17 protein-coding genes are annotated in these 17,018 nt (G+C 64.4%); 11 read left to right on the top strand and 6 right to left on the bottom strand.

Annotated features, from left to right (window positions below; translation table 11 throughout):
* Nucleotides 1-75 precede the first annotated feature (75 nt).
* Nucleotides 76-1,050: a porin gene (locus MHM88_RS18455; protein ID WP_239368044.1), complete on the bottom strand. Its 975-nt coding sequence runs from the start codon at nucleotides 1,048-1,050 to the stop codon at nucleotides 76-78.
* A 282-nt stretch (nucleotides 1,051-1,332) separates the two neighbouring features.
* Here MHM88_RS18455 and MHM88_RS18450 point away from each other — a divergent pair, with 282 nt between their 5' ends.
* The 5 genes from MHM88_RS18450 to MHM88_RS18430 all read left to right on the top strand — a co-directional run bounded on the left by MHM88_RS18450 (nucleotide 1,333) and on the right by MHM88_RS18430 (nucleotide 6,701).
* The gene (locus MHM88_RS18450) at nucleotides 1,333-1,821 is read left to right on the top strand and encodes a DUF3576 domain-containing protein (protein ID WP_239368042.1); all 489 of its coding nucleotides are present in this window, start codon (nucleotides 1,333-1,335) and stop codon (nucleotides 1,819-1,821) included.
* Between the two features lie 87 nt (nucleotides 1,822-1,908).
* Complete coding sequence (gene leuS / locus MHM88_RS18445) at nucleotides 1,909-4,482, top strand: leucine--tRNA ligase (RefSeq protein WP_239368040.1); 2,574 nt, start codon at nucleotides 1,909-1,911, stop codon at nucleotides 4,480-4,482.
* Entirely contained in the window at nucleotides 4,469-5,002 is a 534-nt protein-coding gene (lptE, locus tag MHM88_RS18440) for an LPS assembly lipoprotein LptE (protein WP_239368038.1), read from the top strand. The genes leuS and lptE overlap by 14 nt, the downstream gene beginning before the upstream one ends.
* Entirely contained in the window at nucleotides 4,999-6,027 is a 1,029-nt protein-coding gene (gene holA / locus MHM88_RS18435; RefSeq protein WP_239324590.1) for a DNA polymerase III subunit delta, read from the top strand. Before lptE ends, holA begins: the two co-directional genes overlap by 4 nt.
* Before the next feature lie 83 nt (nucleotides 6,028-6,110).
* Complete coding sequence (locus MHM88_RS18430) at nucleotides 6,111-6,701, top strand: glutathione S-transferase family protein (RefSeq protein WP_239368174.1); 591 nt, start codon at nucleotides 6,111-6,113, stop codon at nucleotides 6,699-6,701.
* Here the strand turns inward: MHM88_RS18430 and MHM88_RS18425 are convergent.
* Nucleotides 6,674-7,870 carry a TIGR03862 family flavoprotein gene (locus MHM88_RS18425; protein ID WP_239368036.1) on the bottom strand — a complete coding sequence of 399 codons (1,197 nt, stop codon included), beginning with the start codon at nucleotides 7,868-7,870 and terminating at the stop codon, nucleotides 6,674-6,676. The two genes, MHM88_RS18430 and MHM88_RS18425, sit on opposite strands and share 28 nt — an antisense overlap.
* 66 nt (nucleotides 7,871-7,936) lie before the next feature.
* On the opposite strand from MHM88_RS18425, the gene MHM88_RS18420 reads away from it, so the two are divergent.
* Nucleotides 7,937-8,242, top strand: coding sequence for an HNH endonuclease (locus MHM88_RS18420; protein WP_239368034.1), 306 nt, complete (start codon nucleotides 7,937-7,939; stop codon nucleotides 8,240-8,242).
* Here the strand turns inward: MHM88_RS18420 and MHM88_RS18415 are convergent.
* Both MHM88_RS18415 and MHM88_RS18410 read right to left on the bottom strand, forming a co-directional pair.
* Nucleotides 8,239-8,868, bottom strand: a complete 630-nt coding sequence (locus tag MHM88_RS18415; protein ID WP_239368032.1) for an enoyl-CoA hydratase/isomerase family protein — start codon at nucleotides 8,866-8,868, stop codon at nucleotides 8,239-8,241. The two genes, MHM88_RS18420 and MHM88_RS18415, sit on opposite strands and share 4 nt — an antisense overlap.
* The gene (locus MHM88_RS18410; RefSeq protein ID WP_239324600.1) at nucleotides 8,865-9,614 is read right to left on the bottom strand and encodes an SDR family oxidoreductase; all 750 of its coding nucleotides are present in this window, start codon (nucleotides 9,612-9,614) and stop codon (nucleotides 8,865-8,867) included. The genes MHM88_RS18415 and MHM88_RS18410 overlap by 4 nt, the downstream gene beginning before the upstream one ends.
* Nucleotides 9,615-9,747: 133 nt before the next feature.
* Between MHM88_RS18410 and MHM88_RS18405 the strand changes: the two genes are divergently transcribed.
* The 5 genes from MHM88_RS18405 (at nucleotide 9,748) to lpxK (ending at nucleotide 15,723) form a co-directional block, all read left to right on the top strand.
* Nucleotides 9,748-11,262 carry a DUF2125 domain-containing protein gene (locus tag MHM88_RS18405; protein ID WP_239324601.1) on the top strand — a complete coding sequence of 505 codons (1,515 nt, stop codon included), beginning with the start codon at nucleotides 9,748-9,750 and terminating at the stop codon, nucleotides 11,260-11,262.
* Between the two features lie 140 nt (nucleotides 11,263-11,402).
* Complete coding sequence (locus tag MHM88_RS18400) at nucleotides 11,403-12,749, top strand: TldD/PmbA family protein (RefSeq protein ID WP_239368030.1); 1,347 nt, start codon at nucleotides 11,403-11,405, stop codon at nucleotides 12,747-12,749.
* Nucleotides 12,736-13,536, top strand: coding sequence for a 3'(2'),5'-bisphosphate nucleotidase CysQ (locus MHM88_RS18395; protein WP_239324603.1), 801 nt, complete (start codon nucleotides 12,736-12,738; stop codon nucleotides 13,534-13,536). Before MHM88_RS18400 ends, MHM88_RS18395 begins: the two co-directional genes overlap by 14 nt.
* A complete protein-coding gene (locus tag MHM88_RS18390) occupies nucleotides 13,536-14,735 on the top strand; it encodes a 3-deoxy-D-manno-octulosonic acid transferase (RefSeq protein ID WP_239368028.1) in 1,200 nt (399 codons plus the stop codon). The genes MHM88_RS18395 and MHM88_RS18390 overlap by 1 nt, the downstream gene beginning before the upstream one ends.
* A complete protein-coding gene (gene lpxK / locus MHM88_RS18385; protein ID WP_239368026.1) occupies nucleotides 14,722-15,723 on the top strand; it encodes a tetraacyldisaccharide 4'-kinase in 1,002 nt (333 codons plus the stop codon). Before MHM88_RS18390 ends, lpxK begins: the two co-directional genes overlap by 14 nt.
* A gap of 37 nt (nucleotides 15,724-15,760) precedes the next feature.
* Here the strand turns inward: lpxK and MHM88_RS18380 are convergent, their stop codons facing one another.
* Together MHM88_RS18380 and MHM88_RS18375 are read right to left on the bottom strand one after the other, a co-directional pair.
* Nucleotides 15,761-16,453, bottom strand: coding sequence for a DsbA family protein (locus MHM88_RS18380; RefSeq protein ID WP_239368024.1), 693 nt, complete (start codon nucleotides 16,451-16,453; stop codon nucleotides 15,761-15,763).
* Nucleotides 16,454-16,455: 2 nt separating this feature from the next.
* The gene (locus MHM88_RS18375; RefSeq protein WP_239324608.1) at nucleotides 16,456-16,977 is read right to left on the bottom strand and encodes a DUF721 domain-containing protein; all 522 of its coding nucleotides are present in this window, start codon (nucleotides 16,975-16,977) and stop codon (nucleotides 16,456-16,458) included.
* Nucleotides 16,978-17,018 lie beyond the last annotated feature (41 nt).

Here is a 17,018-nt window from a genome sequence, read left to right as displayed (position 1 = left end):
AAACACTGTTTGCGCACAAAAGAAAAGGGCGAGCTCCGAAGAGCCCGCCCCAAGAACACTGTGGTTCAGATCGGCTTAGAAGGAGAACTTCACGCCGAGGTCTGCCAGGGTGTTTTCGGAGGTGTCGCGTGCGATACCGCCTGCCAGGGTGACGCCGCCACCCAGACCGTGGGTGAAGCCCAGGCCGTAAGCGGTTTCGGAGGAGTCCAGACCACCACCGGAAACAACAGCTTGGATCGCGGTTGCGGAGGAGATCTCGTAGTTGATGGACGCACCGTAGGCGAGGTCACCGGAAACGCCGCCGGCGTCAAAGATGTCGCCGTCGCCGAGGATTACGGAGTAACCCAGAGCACCTGCGGAACCAGCAACGTTCAGGATGTAGTAGTCACCTGCGTTGTCGTCGTCACCGTAAGCAGCAGCAATGGTCATGCCGTTTGCCAGGGTGTAGCCCAGACCGATCTGGAACTCTTCGTTGGCTGCAACAGCTGCGGAACCTGCGGAACCGGGAGTTGCGGCAACAGCTGCCTGAGCGCGGGTCTCGGTGTAGGACAGCGATGCGGAGAAGTCACCAACGTTGTAGCGAGCTTTGATGGTGGTCGCGTCCGCGTCACCTGCGCCGAAGCCGCCGATGTCTGCTGCGGTGTCGTACCACACGGAGTTGTGCTCGATCAGGGCGGTCAGACCGATGCCGTAACCGTAGAAGTCAACCTGGTCGCCGGAGTCGAAAACGTCGGAGACGTTACCAACGTCAACACGCAGACCGCCGTAGGACACTGCGAAACCAGCTGCGCCCGGGCCACGACCGGAGATGTCGTTGGCGTGAGAGTCTTCGTTGGCTTCGAGACGGAAGCGAGCTTCCAGCTTCACGCCAGCGTCGGTTTCCGCGATGCCGGTGATGTTGACGCGCATACGCTGTTCGATGCGGGTCTCGTCAGTTTGAGCTTCGTTGTAAGCCAGACCAAAACGTGCGGAGCCGCCGATGGTCAGCTCTGCTGCTGCGACGCCTGCGGTCGCGACCAGTGCGGTCGAAGCGAAGAGAATCTTTTTCATGGTTTTCCCTCGGGTTTGAATTTCCAAAGAAGCAATCGGCTGACGCCACTTCGCTCCTCAAGTACGCACATCCTCTCGCTCGAATTGGGGTCGTGAAGCAAGCGCGCGCTGAAAGGGGAAAACCTTTCATCAACAAATTGATGCATCGGTGCCACAGTCGATTTCGGCGAATATCCCGTCAAAGCGCAGCAGCGGCGAGTCTATTAAAGAATAGGCTTGTTGGCGCATGCCCGCTTGTCTAGGAGTAGTCCAACTGGAAAATCAGGAGCGGGCCCGGCCAAAATGCGTGGTATAAAGACCTTTATCCTTCTTTCGTCACTGGCTTTCGTGGCGTCCTGCGGTGCCTTTCGGTCGCTGGACACCGGCACCGAGGTCAATGATGCCGACACCATCGTGCTGGCCGGCGAGGGTCGCGAAGCGCGCGAAGATCGCACCACGATCTGGGAGGCCTTTGGCCCGCGCAAGAGCGAACAGCGCGTCCAGGTGAATCGCTACCTCTGGGCTGCGAGCCTTGATGTGCTTGATTTCCTGCCGGTTCAGTCCGTCGATCCCTTCACCGGCGTCATCATCACCGGCTATGGCACGCCCCCCGGCGGCGGCCGCGCCTATCGCGCCACGATTCACATCAAGGACCCCGCCCTTGAGGCGCGCGCCCTCAATGTCGCGCTGCAAAGCCGCGGCGGCGCCGTGAGCGCGGAAACCGCCCGCGCGGTCGAAGATGCGATTCTGTCCCGCGCGCGTCAGATACGCATGGCCGACAAGAAGATCTGACGCCTGCGCACTGGAACCCATTAGAAATTACACGTATCAGAAGCGCCGGGTCTAAAGCCCGGCGTTTTTAGTCAAAGGATCGCTCACATGTCGCGTTACGAAGCCTCGGACATCGAAGCCAAATGGCAAAAAGCCTGGGAAGAGGCCGCCATTTTCCAAGCGAAAGAAGATCACGACAAGCCCAAGTACTATGTGCTTGAGATGTTCCCCTACCCGTCGGGCAAGCTGCACATGGGCCATGTGCGCAACTACACGATGGGCGACGTGATCGCGCGCTACAAGCTGTCCACCGGCCATAACGTGCTGCATCCGATGGGGTTTGACGCCTTTGGGATGCCTGCGGAAAACGCCGCGATGGCCTCGGGCGGGCACCCCAAGGACTGGACCTATTCCAACATCGACACGATGGTCGAACAGATGAAGCCGCTGGGCCTCTCGCTCGATTGGTCGCGCATGTTTGCCACCTGCGACCCGGAATACTATGGCCAGCAGCAGGCCTTGTTCCTTGATTTCCTTGAAAAAGGTCTGGTCTACCGCAAGAACGCCGTGGTCAACTGGGATCCCGTGGACATGACCGTTCTGGCCAATGAGCAGGTCGAGAATGGTCGCGGCTGGCGCTCCGGCGCGCTTGTGGAACGGCGCGAGCTGACGCAGTGGTTCTTCAAGATCTCTGATTATTCCGACGAGCTGCTGACTGCGCTCGACGGGCTGGAAAACTGGCCCGCCAAAGTGCGCCTGATGCAGGAAAACTGGATCGGCAAGTCCCGCGGGTTGCAGTTCAGCTTTGAGCGCACCGATGGCGGTGAGGCGATCGAGGTCTATACGACTCGCCCCGACACGCTGATGGGCGCGAGCTTTGTTGGCATCTCGCCGGATCACCCGATTGCCAAGCAGCTTGAGACCGAATCGCAAGAGGTTGCAGACTTTGTCGCCGAATGCCGCAAGGGCGGCACCACCGAAGAAGCGATCGAAACCGCCGAGAAGCTGGGCTACGACACCGGATTGCGGGTCAAGCACCCGCTCGATCCGAACTGGGAGCTGCCGGTCTGGATCGCCAACTTCATCCTGATGGACTACGGCACCGGCGCGATCTTTGCCTGCCCGGCGCATGACCAGCGCGATTTTGAATTCGCCACCAAATACGACCTGCCGATCATTCCGGTGATGGAACCGATCTCAGGTGCCGACGCTCTGACCGAGGCCTATGTGCCCACCAAAGCCGAAAAAGTCCGCTATGTGCGCGGCTTTGCAGGTGCGGAGGAACAAACCGGCGAAGAGGGTGTGAACACCGCTGTCGACAAGGCCGAGGCCGAAGGATGGGGCGAAGGCGTCACCAAATTCCGCCTGCGCGACTGGGGTCTGTCCCGTCAGCGTTACTGGGGCTGCCCGATCCCCGTCGTCCACTGCCCCGATTGCGGCGTGGTGCCGGAAAAGAAAGAAAACCTGCCCATTGCGCTGCCTTACGATGAGGACGGCAAGGCGATTGACTTCTCGGTGCCCGGCAACCCGCTGGACCGTCACCCTAGCTGGCGCAACTGTGCCTGCCCCAACTGTGGCACGCCCGCCCAGCGTGAAACGGACACGATGGATACTTTCGTGGACTCCAGCTGGTATTTCGCCCGTTTCACCGCACCGCGCGCCGAAACGCCGACCGATCTGGAGGCGGCCAGCTACTGGATGAACGTCGATCAATACATCGGCGGCATCGAGCATGCGATTCTCCACCTGCTCTATTCGCGGTTCTTTGCCCGCGCGATGCACATCTGCGGCCACCTGCCCGAAAGCGCCAAAGAGCCGTTTGATGCGCTCTTTACGCAAGGCATGGTGACACACGCGATCTACGAGAATGCTGAGCGCAAGGACGACAACGGCCGCGCGATCTATCATTACCCGAGCGAGGTGGAGGAGCGCGACGGCGGTGTCTTCGTCAAGGAAACCGGCGAGCGGATCAAGGTGATCCCCTCCGCCAAGATGTCCAAGTCCAAGAACAACGTGGTCGACCCGCTGGCGATCATCTCCACCTACGGTGCTGATACTGCCCGTTGGTTCGTCCTCTCCGATTCGCCGCCCGAGCGGGATGTGGAATGGACGGCATCTGGCGCCGAAGCGGCCTATAAGCACCTGAACCGGGTCTGGAACCTCTGTGATCGCATTGGCGAGATGGACCCGGATGCCAAGGGCGAAGGCGACGAGGATCTCCTGCGCGAGATGCACAAGGCGATCCGCGATGTGACGCTGGGGGTCGAAAGTTTTGGCTTCAACGCTGCCATCGCCAAGCTTTACGGCTTCACCAACACCCTGTCGAAATCCAAGGCCAGCGCCGCGGTACAAAAACAAGCCATCAAGACTTTGGCGCAGCTGATGTCGCCGATGACCCCGCACCTGTCCGAGGATATCTGGGCGCATCAGGGTGGCGAAGGTCTGATTGCCAACGCCCCCTGGCCGGTCGCGGATGAGGCGATGCTGGTCGAGGACTCTGTGACCCTGCCCATCCAGGTGAATGGCAAACGGCGCGGCGAGCTGACGGTGGCCAAGGATCTCGACAAGGCAGAGGTTGAAAAACTGGCGCTGGCGCATGAAGCTGTGCAGCGGGCGCTGGACGGGGCGGCGCCCAAGAAGGTGATCGTTGTACCGGGGCGGATCGTCAATGTCGTTGCCTGACCGACGCAAATTCCTGAAGTTCACGCTGGCGCTGCCTCTTGGCGCCAGCCTCTCGGCCTGCGGGTTTGAGCCGGTCTATGGGCCAAACGGAGCGGGCACCGCCCTGCGCAACCAGATCGCGTTTCAGGCGCCCGAAACCATCGGCGCGCCGCGCGACAGCGATGCCTACTACTTCGTCCGCCAGCTGGAGACACGTCTGGGCCGCGCGGGGGCGCCGGCCTATCGCATGGATCTGACGCTCGACACGGCCGAGGTCGGCCAGGCGATCACCGCCGAGGGCGACATCACCCGCTATTCGCTGACCGGCACCGCGGGCTACAGCCTCGTGCGCCTGTCGGACGGGCAGATCGTGGCCAGCGGCGAGGTCGAGAATTTCTCGGGCTATTCCGCCAGCGGCACCACTGTGCAAACCCTCGCCTCCGAGACCGACGCACACGAACGCCTGATGGTGATTTTGGCCGATCAGATCGTGACCCGGCTTTATGCGGTGCCCGGATTGGGCAGGACAACCGGCACATGAAACTCAGCCCGCGCGAGGCCGAAGGCTATTTCGCCCGCCCCGACCCCGGCAAGACCGGTCTGTTGATCTACGGCGCGGACGCGATGCGCGTGTCGCTCAAACGTCAGCAGATGCTGGCCGCCCTCCTTGGTCCTGCCGCCGAGGAGGAAATGCGCCTGACCCGCATGCCTGCAAGCGACCTGCGCAAAGACCCGGCCCAGTTGCTGGATGCGGTCAAGGCGGTGGGCTTCTTTCCCGGCATCCGCGCAGTGTTTGTCGAGGATGCCAATGACACCGCCACCCCGGCGATCACCGCCGCCTTGCAGGAATGGCAGCCGGGCGACGCGCAGATCGTGGTCACCGCCGGGCAGCTCAAGGCCTCATCCAAGCTGCGCAAGGCGTTTGAAACCCACAGCAACGCCTATGCCACGGGCATCTATGACGACCCGCCCTCGCGCGCCGAAATCGAGCGCATCCTGGGCGAGGCGGGCGTGCGCGATGTGCCCGGCGACAGCATGTCGGCGCTGACCGATATCGCCAATGAGATCGGCCCCGGCGATTTCTCTCGCATGATCGAAAAGCTCAGCCTCTATAAACATGGCGACAGCAGCCCGCTGACGCTGGAGGATATCGACGCGGTTGCACCTCAATCCACCGAAGCCGCGCTGGACGATCTGCTCAACGTGGTGGCCGAAGGGCGCAGCACCGAGATCGGCCCCGTGCTGCGGCGTTTGCAGGCGCAGGGCACCAACGCGGTCAGCCTTTGCATCGGGGCCACCCGGCATTTTCGCACGCTTTACAGCATCGCAGCCCATCCCGGCGGTCCCGCGCAGGGCATCGGGGGACTGCGTCCGCCGCTCTATGGCAAGCGGCGCGACCGGATGCTGCGCCAGGCCCAGGGCTGGGGCGCGCAGAAATTGCAGAACGCGCTGACAATTCTGACCGACACCGACCTGCAGTTGCGCTCCGCCGGGCAGAGCGCCCCGGCGCAAGCGCTGACCGAACGCGCCCTGATCCGTCTCGCCATGCTGGCCCGCTCCCGCTGATCACCATCCCGCGACGACGCGACGGCCAGCTTGACCTCTTTCGCAGGTGCAGCAAATCTGCCTGCAACCGAGGAGGACACATGATGTACAAAGTGATCGGCAAGCCGATGACCCGCACGTTCCGCGTGCTCTGGGCGCTGGAAGAACTGGAACAGCCCTACGAGCTGGAGGATGCGGCACCGCAAAGCGCCGAAATCCGCGCCTACAACCCATCAGGCAAGGTGCCCGCCCTTGTGGTGGACGGCACGACCGTGACTGATTCCGTGGCGATCATCACCTATCTCGCCGACAAGCACGGCGCGTTGACCGCGCCCGCCGGGACTTTGGCCCGCGCGCGGCAGGATTCGATCACCAATATGCTCAACGACGAGATGGATGCGCTTCTCTGGATGGCTGCGCGGCACAGTTTTGCCCTGCCGGAAGAGCAGCGGGTGCCGGCGATCAAGGATTCCTTGCGCTGGGAATTTGCCCGCTCCGTCAGCCGTGTCGAGGCCCGGTTGACCGATGAATTCATCGCCGGCGACAGGTTCTCCATCGCCGACATCCTGCTCACCCATTGCCTGAACTGGGCGCGCGGGGCCAAGTTCGAGGTCGAAAGCGACGCGTTGCTGGCCTACGGCAAACGCATGCGCGCCCGCGAGGCGTTTCAGCGCGTGGCGGCGCTGTCCAAGTAACGCGCGGCGGCCTGCCCCGCCCAGCGCCCGGTCGCAAAACAGGCGGTCAGCAGATAACCGCCCGTGGGCGCATCCCAATCCAGCATCTCTCCGGCGCAGAACGTGCCGGGGAGCGCCTTCAGCATCAGCCCCTCGTCCAGCGCATCGCGCCGCACGCCGCCCGCGGTCGAGATCGCCTCGTCCATTGGGCGCAGCCCGGAATGACGGATCGGCAGATGTTTGATGACAGCGGCCAGCGCTTGTGGATCCTGTGGCAAGGGGCGGCCAAATTCCTGCAACAGCGCCAGTTTCACCGGCGCGAGCTTCAGCACCCGGCGCATGTGGTTGGACCAGCTCGCCTTGCCGCGCGGCTTGGCAAGACGCGCCGCGAGCGCGGCCTCGGTCAGATCGGGTGCAAGATCCACATGCAACGGGTGCCCCTGGCGCAGCGCCGGGGTCAACGCATAGAGCCCGCCGCCCTCAAGCCCCCGCCGCGAAAGCGTCGCCTCGCCGCGCCCCTGCTGCGTCCCGACCTGCCAGGCCACGGCCTTGAGCGCGGCGCCGAAATGCGGGGCCATGTGATCACTCCAGGCAACCGCAAGCGCGGCATTCGAGGGCTGAAACGGGGCCAGCGCCACGCCGCGCGCCGCCAGCATCGCCGCCCAGGCGCCGTCGGACCCAAGCCGCGCCCAACTTGCGCCACCCAGCGCCAGAACCGTCGCACGTGCAGAAATCCGCTCTGGCCCGGCGGGCGTGTCGAAGGACAAGTGCCCATCCTGCCAGCCCGTCCAGCGCCACCCCAGCTGCCGCGTGACACCACCGCCATCCAGCGCCGCCAGCCAGGCCCGCAGCAGCGGCGAGCCTTTCATCACACTGGGAAAGACACGCCCGGTCGACCCGGTGAACAAATCCTGCCCCAGCCCCCGCGCCCAGTCCTGCACGGCGCGGGCATCAAAGGCGCGGATCATCGGGGCGAGCCACGCCTCGGCCTCGCCGTACTGCGACAGCAGCGTCTCGACGGGTTCGTCCTTGGTCAGGTTGAGGCCGGATTTGCCCGCCATCAGGAATTTGCGGGCGGGCGAGGGCTTGGCCTCAACCAGCAGCACCCGATGCCCCATATGGGCAATCTCTCCCGCCGCCATCAAACCGGCCGGGCCGCCCCCGATCACCACCGCATCCCAATCTTGCATACGACTTTGCCTTTTGCTGTCCCTGCCGCATCTTGACCTGCGTGCTTTCATAATTCGTGACCGACCATGCCCGATCAGACCACCGACCCCACATGCCCGCTCTGCAACCGGCCGATCCCGCCGGACGTCCCGCAGAGCCTGCATCACCTGGTGCCAAAACTCAAAGGGGGCAAGGGCGGACCGACGGTGCTGTTACACCACATCTGCCACAAGGAAATCCACGCCACCCTCAGCGAGGCGGAGCTGGCCCGTGACTACAGCACCATCGCGGCCCTGCAACAGCACCCGAGACTGGCGAAGTTCATCGCCTGGATCCGCAAGCGCCCGCCCGCCTTTACCTCCCGCGTGCCGGGCAACCGGCGCAAACGCTAGCGATGGTCCGGCACGCGGTCGCAGGCCTGCAAGATGGCGCGGGCCACGTCCGGCGCCGCGCTCAGGGACGGCTCCACAAGGGATGCCGCAACGGACATCAGATCCTCCGGGGCGACAATGCGGTCGATCAACCCGTAGTCATAGGCCTCCTGCGCAGAGAGTTTCTGCCCGGCCGCCAGCACCATCTTGGTCCGCGCCGGCCCGATCAGCGCCCGCATCCGCGCCGCATCCGAGGGCTGCGGCAGATAGCCAAGCTGCATCACCGGATAGAAGATCTTTGCGCCCGGCACCGCGATGCGGATATCGCAGGCCAGCGCCATGCCATTGGCGCCACCGGCCAGCGTGCCGTTGAGGGCCGCGACCTTCAGACAGGGCATCGCCGCAAGCGTGCCGGACAGTTCCTCCCACAGCGGTGAGGTCGCCAGGCCGGCGCGGGCTGCGTCCAGATCCGCCCCGGCGCTGAACACCTTGCCGGTGCCGGTCAGGATCACCGCACGTGCGTCCTGTGCTGACCGCAATTCCGCGATCAGCCGCTCCAGCATCTCCGGCGTCAGCGCATTGGCCTTGTCCGGACGATCAAGCCGCAGGACCAGGCAGCCGCGCGCGTCCTGATGGCTCTCGATCATATCAGACCAACCCGCTTGCGAATCCCCTCATCCCGCAGGGAGATCTCGGTCCCGACAAAATCGTCCGCATCCGCGCTGCACATCCACAGCAGCGTGCGCGCCGGCCATTCCGCCGGGATATGGTCCTCCCAGTCCAGCTGGCTGACCGGGTTGATGCCGCTGGCCTTGATCTCGCGCTGCATCTGCGTGGCCACGGTGCCCGGCGACAGCCCCATGACGCGGATGCCGTTGGCAGCTTCTTCAAGGTGCAGCGCCTGCGTCAGCATCGCCGCCCCGGCCTTGGATGTGCAATAGGCGCTCCAGCCTTCCAGTGGTCGTTGCGACGCCCCCGACCCGATGGTCAGAACCGAGCCACCACCCGCCGCCTTCAGATGCGGCAGCCCCGCCCGCATCATGTTGAACACACCGGTAATATTCACATTGATGAGCTGCGCCCAGGCGTCAGGCTCTGCCTGCTCCAGCCGAGAGATCGGCTCGATCATGCCGGCGTTGCAGATCAGCACGTCGAGACTGCCAAAAACCGCATGCGCACGCGCAAAGGCGGCGTCGACCGCGGCGTAATCCGCCACGTCGCAGGCCAACGCCAGCGCTTTTTCGCCGATCTCCTGCGCCAGCGCCTCCAGCGCCTCTGCGCTGCGGGCCAGCAGGACCACATTTGCCCCGGCGGCGGCAAAAACCCTTGCGGCATCCGCTCCGATGCCGCGACTGGCACCGGAAATCACGACCGTTTTATCTCTGAATTCCATAAATTCTCTCCCAACCTACGTTTTCTTCTGTGTTAATCTGCCTTGGGGGGAACGGTCCAGTCATTGGCTCCCTTGACCGTCGGTGCAAGAGCGGAGAGGTTCGCCCCAATTCTTCGCTAGGAAAGGTTCTTCTATGTCTGTTTCTCTAATTCGTGGCCTGGGTTTTGTTGCCCCCGTAATGCTCGTAGCACAGGCGGCACATGCCGACCTGAGCGCCCAGGAGGTCTGGTCGGACTGGAAGGACTACATGTCCAGCACCGGCTATGAGGTCACCGCGTCGGAAGACCTCTCCGGCAACACCCTCACCGTTTCCGACATCAAGATGTCGATGGACATCGAGGGCGATTCCTTTGGCATGACCATGGGCACGCTGGAATTCGTCGAAAACGGCGACGGCACCGTCAATGTGGTGATGCCGGGTGAATTCCCGATGGCCTTTGACATCAATGCCGAGGGCGAGGCGGTCACCGGTACGCTGCTCTACACCCACGACGGCAGCCCGATGGTGGTCAGCGGCGATGCCTCCGAAATGGAATACAGCTACTCTGCCGCCACCGGCGCCATCACGCTGGCGGATCTCGAAATCGACGGCGAGGCGGTGCCCTCCGACATCGCGGCGCTGACGATCAACGTGACCGACCTCGACAGCAACACGGTGATGAAGATCGGCGACGTACGTGCCTACACCCAGTCGATGACCATGGCCGCGCTGGCTTATGATTTCATGTTCCAGGATCCCGACAGCGATGACGGCGCCAAGATCGACGGCGCCATGCAGGGCCTGGAATTCACCGGCGACGTGACCGTGCCCGACATCGCAGATCCGACCGATGTGGCGGCGATGCTGAAGGCCGGCATGGCCTATACCGGCACCTTCACCTTCGAGTCCGGCAACAGCAATGTCAAAGGCGCCGACGGGTCTGATACCTTTGAGATGCAGACCTCCTCGCAGGGTGGAACCTTCGACATCGGCCTCAGCCCCGATGGTCTGGCCTATGATGTCACCCAGACCGACACCACCCTGAACCTGATGGGGTCCGACATCCCGTTCCCGATCGCGCTCAGCATGGAAGAACTGGGCGTCAACTTCGCGATGCCGCTGACCAAATCCGACGAGGAACAGGATTTTGCCCTTGGCCTGGCGCTGCGTGAATTTGCGGTTCCGGAGATGCTCTGGGGTCTGATCGACCCGACCGGCGAGCTGCCGCATGATCCGGCCACCCTGGTTGTGGACATGTCGGGCACCGGCAAACTGTTCTTTGACCTCGTGGACGAAGAGCAGATGGCTGTGGTCGAAAGCGGCGAGGAAGCCCCGGGCGAGTTGAACTCCGTCACCATCAACGAGGTGCTGCTCTCCGCGGCCGGCGCCGAACTGACCGGCACCGGGGCCTTCACCTTCGACAACTCAGACCTGGAGAGCTTTGACGGCATGCCCGCGCCCTCCGGCGAGGCGAACCTGAAACTGGTCGGCGCCAACACCCTGATCGACAAGCTGATCGGCATGGGCCTGATGTCCGAGGATGACGCCATGGGTGCGCGCATGATGATGGGCATGTTTGCGGTTCCTGCCGGTGATGACACGCTGACCTCGAAGATCGAAGTGAACGACGACGGTCACGTGCTCGCCAATGGCCAGCGCCTGAAATGACCTGCGGCCTGCGGGCCTGAATGCACAGATGAAGGGGCTGTTCCTGAGCGGGGCAGCCCCTTTTTATGATGCACAGCCCTTGCGGTGACCCTGCTGTCTGGCTAGCTCTTTAGCATTGCCGCCCACGAGTGAAGGTGCCCATGACACACACGCCCGAAACCCTCTGCCACGCCCTGCTTGATGCTGCCCGCAAGGCCGGCGCCGATTCCGCCGATGCCATGGCTGCCGAGGGCAGCTCCCTCTCGATCGAGGTGCGCGACGGCACGCTGGAGCATGCAGAACGTTCCGAAGGGGTGGACATCGGGCTGCGTGTGCTTGTCGGACAACGACAGGCGCAGGTCTCCTCGTCCGACACCCGGGCCGAAACCCTGATCGCCATGGCAGAACGCGCCGTCGCCATGGCAAAAGAATCACCGGAAGATCCCTATGCCGGTCTCGCCACGGCAGAGCAACTGGCGCAGGGCTGGGATGTTGGGGCGCTTGAAATGGCCGACCCCAGCGCGGAGCCTGCGCCGGATCAGCTGCAACAGGACGCGCTCTCGGCCGAGGCTGCCTGCGCGGCCATTGATGGGATCACCCAGGTCCAGTCCGCAGCGGCAGGGTACGGGCACCACGATATTCACCTGGCGGCCAGCAACGGGTTTTCAGGCGGCTACGCCCGCACCAGCCGCTCGATCTCCTGCGTCGGCATCGCCGGCACCGGCACCGGCATGGAGCGCGACTACGACGGCGATTCGCGGATCTTTCAGTCCGACCTGCGCGACGCGGGTGACATCGGTCGCACCGCCGGGGAGCGGGCGATCGAACGGTTGAACGCCCGCCGCCCCAAGACCGGCGCCTATCCGGTGCTGTTTGACGAACGCATTTCCTCATCGCTGATCGGTCACCTGCTCAGCGCCGCCAATGGCGCGGCAGTGGCGCGGGGCTCTTCCTGGCTCAAGGACAGCCTCGGCGCGCATATCCTGCCGGACGGGCTTTCGGTGATCGAAGATCCCTTCCGCCCCCGCGCCACCGGATCGCGCCCCTTCGACGGCGAGGGCCTGCCGACGCAGCGCCGTGCGATCATCGACAACGGCATCCTGACCGGATGGACCATGGACCTTGCGTCGGCCCGAAAACTGGGGCTGCAGAGCACCGGCAACGCCGCGCGGGGCATCGGGTCGGTCCCGTCGCCCTCGAACTGGAACATCGCGCTCACGCAGGGCGATCGGTCCCGCGCCGATCTGTTGCGCGACATGGGCACCGGGCTGCTGGTGACCTCGATGATCGGCTCCACCATCAACCCCAACACCGGGGATTACTCGCGCGGGGCCTCCGGCTTCTGGGTCGAGAATGGCGAAATCGCCTATCCCGTCAACGAGGTGACCATCGCCGGCAACCTCCTGGACATGCTGAAAACGCTGGTGCCTGCAAATGACGCGCGCATCTATCTGTCGCGGGTGGTGCCATCGCTGCTGGTCGAAGGGATGACCCTTGCCGGAGACTGATCTGACGCTCCTCATCACCGCCGCCCAAAAGGCAGGCGAGATCGCGGGGCAGTTCACCGGCACCGTCGCGAAGAAATGGGACAAGCCCGATGGCGCCGGACCGGTCACCGAAGCCGACCTGGCGGTGAACCGCTATCTGGAGGACCACCTGCGCGCGGCCCGCCCGGACTATGGCTGGCTGTCCGAAGAAAGCGAGCACGATCCCACCCGCCACAGCCGCGAACAGGTCTTTGTGATCGATCCCATCGACGGCACCCGCAGCTTTGCCGACGGGTCCCGCACCTGGGCGCATTCGCTGGCGATCGTGAAAGCCGGGCAGCCGGTCGCGGCAGTGGTCTATCTGCCGCAGCGCGACCTGCTTTATGCCGCCGCGGCGGGGGCCGGGGCGACCTGCAATAACCTTGCCATCACCGCCAGTGCCGCCGACGACAGCGATACCGCCCATGTGCTCAGCGCCAAACCGACGCTGGAGGCGCAGCACTGGACCAATGGTGTCGCGCCCGGCTTTCGGCGCAGCCACCGGCCCTCGCTGGCCTATCGGATGTCGCGGGTGGCCGACGGCACCTATGACGCCATGCTCACCCTGCGCCCGACCTGGGAATGGGACATCGCCGCCGGGGTCCTGATCCTTCAGGAAGCGGGGGGCGTCGTCACCGACCGCAGCGGCCGCGCGATGATTTTCAACCGTCCGGACGCGTTGCAGGACGGCGTCGTTGCAGGCAGTGGCGCCCTGCATCGCCAGCTGCTCTCTCGTCTGGTCTACAGCGCGGAGGCGAATGGGCGATAATGCCCTGGCGCACGGAGGAACACAGACCCATTGGCACGGCCCGCATGACCCGCCCCGAAGGGGAGCTGGTCTGGGCCCATGCAACCACGCAGGAACGGCTGCTGGGGTTGTGCGATGTTGGCAACCGGCTGAAGACGAACCGCCCCGATCTGATGATGATGCTGACCTGGGAGGACGACATACGTCCCCCCCAGCTGCCCGAGGGCTGCGACATCGCGCTGGGGCCGCTGACCGTGGAGCAACCCACGGAAATCCGCAGTTTCCTGGACAATTGGCGCCCCGATGTCTGTATCTGGACCGGCGGGCGCCTGCGCCGCTTGCTGATGCGACAACTGCGGGAACGCGCGCTTCCCTCCTTGCTCGTCGACATCGATGTGGACGAGCTGCCGGGACGCGCGTCACGCTGGCTCCCGGACCAGCGCCACCGGCTGCTGAACGGGTTTGCCGAGATCCTGGTGCCGGGGCGCGATGTCACCGAGCGGCTGAAACGGGCTGGCGTTCCCGCCGAGCGCATTCGGTCCTCGGGGCGGCTGTTCCAGTCCAGCACCCCGCCCGGCTGCAATGATGATGAACTGGCACAGCTGCAGACCCAGCTCAGCAGCCGCCCGCTCTGGCTTGCGGCCCATCTGTCCCTGACCGAACTGCTGCCGATCCTCGGCGCACATCGCGCCACCCTGCGGCTGCTGCACCGGCTGCTGCTCGTGATGACGGTCGACACGCTGGAAGATCTCGATGCCGCGCGCAGCCTCCTGCGCAAGGAGGGGCTGAACTTTGCCGACTGGGACATGGGCGAAGAACCCGAAGACCACACGCAGGTGATTCTGGGCCTGTCGGAGGATCTGGGGCTTTGGTATCGCCTCTGCCCGCTCTGTTTTCTCGGCAACAGCCTGATCCGCGGTGCTCAGGGCAGCAACCCGCTGGACGCCGCCGCGCTTGGCTCTGCCATCCTGCACGGGCCGGGCACGGTCTCTCATGCGCAGGCCTATCATCGGCTGGCCGCCCTGGGCGCGGCCCAGCGCATCTACGGCGAAGAAGAGCTCTCCGAGGCGGTCTACCGCCTGTCCTCACCGGACCGCGCCGCCGAAATGGCGCTTGCAGGCTGGCAGGTGGTGACCGAAGGTGCGGTGATGACCGACACTCTCCTCGACCGGGTCCAGGACCTGCTCGATCAAAGCGAAAACGCCAATGCGACCACCTGAATTCTGGAACAAGGCCCCCGGGGATTTCGACCTGCGCGCCTGTCTGCTGTCCCCCCTGGGCCGGCTCTATGCGCATGGGACCGCGACCCGCCTGCGCAAGGGGGCGCCGGTGCGGGTTCCGGTCCCGGTGATCTGCGTCGGCAACCTGAATGCGGGCGGCACCGGCAAGACCCCGACCGTCATCTGGCTGATGGAGCAGCTGGGCGCGGCCGGGCATACCGTGCACGTGGTCTCGCGCGGGTACGGTGGCCGGCTGGAGGGTCCGGTGCAGGTCGACCCTTCCCGTCACAGTGCCGCCGACGTGGGGGATGAGCCGCTGCTGATGGCGGCCTTTGGCGAGGTCTGGGTCGCCCGGGACCGCGGCACCGGCGCCAAGGCCGCTGCGGCGGCGGGCGCAACCGTGATCGTGCTGGATGACGGGTTCCAGAACCCGGCGGTGGCAAAGGATTTTTCCGTCGTGGTGGTGGATGCCCAGCGCGGCTTTGGAAATGGGCGTTGCCTGCCCGCAGGCCCCCTCCGCGAGCCGGTCGAGGTTGGCCTGCGCCGGGCGGATCTGGTACTGTCGCTGGGGGCGGACGGCGCGCAGGAGAATTTCCTCAAGGTCTGGAACGCGTCACTCACCGTTCCGCATGCGCTCGGTCATGTTGCCCCGCTGCCCACGGGCATGCCATGGCAGGGCACCCGCGTCCTTGCCTTTGCAGGGATCGGGCATCCGGAAAAATTCTTTGCCACATTAAGGGAGCTGGGGGCAGAGCTGTGCCGGGCCGAAGCGCTTGACGATCACCAGACGCTGGCTCCCGCCCTGCTGACCCGGCTGGAACAGGAGGCCCGCCTGCTCGGGGCGCAACTGGTCACCACCGAAAAAGACGCCGTGCGCCTGCCGCAGAGCTTTCGCCAGAAGGTCATCACCCTGCCGGTCCGCCTTCAGGTGGCGCAGCCCGACATGATCCTGACCCCGCTGAAACAGATCGCGCCGCCCCCCGACTGAGGAAGCGGCGCGCCTGTCATCTTGCGGGATCTGCGGCTCAGCCTTCGAGCTCGGCCTCGATCAGCGCTTTCATGTCTGCATAGGGCTGGTTCGAAACCTTGGTGCCGTTCAGGATGAAGGACGGCGTGGACTGCACGTCATCGGCCGTGGCGTTTTCCTGATACCAAGTCACCAGCGTCTGCGCCTTGGTGGCATCCTGCATGCAGGCTTCCAGCTTGTCGTTGTCCAGCCCGGCGAGGCGGCCGATCTTCTTCAGCTCCTCGACGATCTCAGCCGGGCCTCCGGCGCGGGTCCATTCCGACTGGCCCTTGAAGATCAGGTCGGTGATGCCAAAGAACTTCTCTTCTCCGCCGCACCGCGCCACCATCGAAGCCCAGAGGCCGAAGCGGTCGAAATAGACTTCGCGGTAGATGAACTTCACCTTGCCGGTGTCGATGTAATCCGCCTTCAGTTTCTTGTAGGCATCGGCATGGAAACTGGCGCAATGCGGGCAGGTGTAGGACGCATATTCGATCAGGGTCACCGGCGCATCCTCGGCGCCCTGCACCATTTCCACGATGGTGGAGGTGTCCACATCGGCGGCTTCGGCGCTCTCCTGCGCGTTTGCGGCCCCGACCAGTTGCAGGTCCAGCAGGCTGGCCTCGCCCTGGCGGTTGGAAAAACTGTTGATTGCATATACGCCTGCCGCAACGGCGACTGCCGCGCAAATGCCTGTCATGAGACGGGTCATTACTACCCCTTTCGCAGTGTTTTTTGTCGTGTCATCACATTGCGCCCAAGCCGCTCGAGGGCTGCGCGCAACTCGTCATTCTCCACCCCCGTCGCGGATTCGCGCGCCGCCGCCACGTCTTCGGGGGCGGGTTCGACCGGCTCTCGGGTCCTGGGGGCATAGCGGAAATCAACCTGGCCATCCGCAAATCCGGTCGGCGCCGTCTGCGTGATATGCAGCTTGGAAATGGCGTTGTAGCCATAAACCGCGTTGACCTTGTCACGCAGCGCCGATTTCTGCATTTCCAGCATCGGTGCCATGGCCCCCGTGGTCAGAACCGTCAGCGTCGCCCCAAAGCCGCCGCGCCCGTAGCCGACCTTGACCGGACGTGCCATCGCGGCAAGCTCCGGCCCGACGATCTCTTCCCAATGGGTGAGCAGCCGCGAAACCGCAAAGCCACGGGTTTCGCCTGCCTTGCGAATCTGGTCGTTCAGCAAGGAGCCTGTGCGTTTGAAGCCGCGTGTTGTGGGTCGCCTGTATGCCATGCCAGTGGTTTTGCGTGAGTGTCCGCCCTATTGTAAAGGGC

The organism is Epibacterium sp. MM17-32, assembly GCF_022348205.1.
Lineage (GTDB): Bacteria > Pseudomonadota > Alphaproteobacteria > Rhodobacterales > Rhodobacteraceae > Epibacterium.
This window is presented reverse-complemented; position numbering and strand designations above follow the sequence as displayed.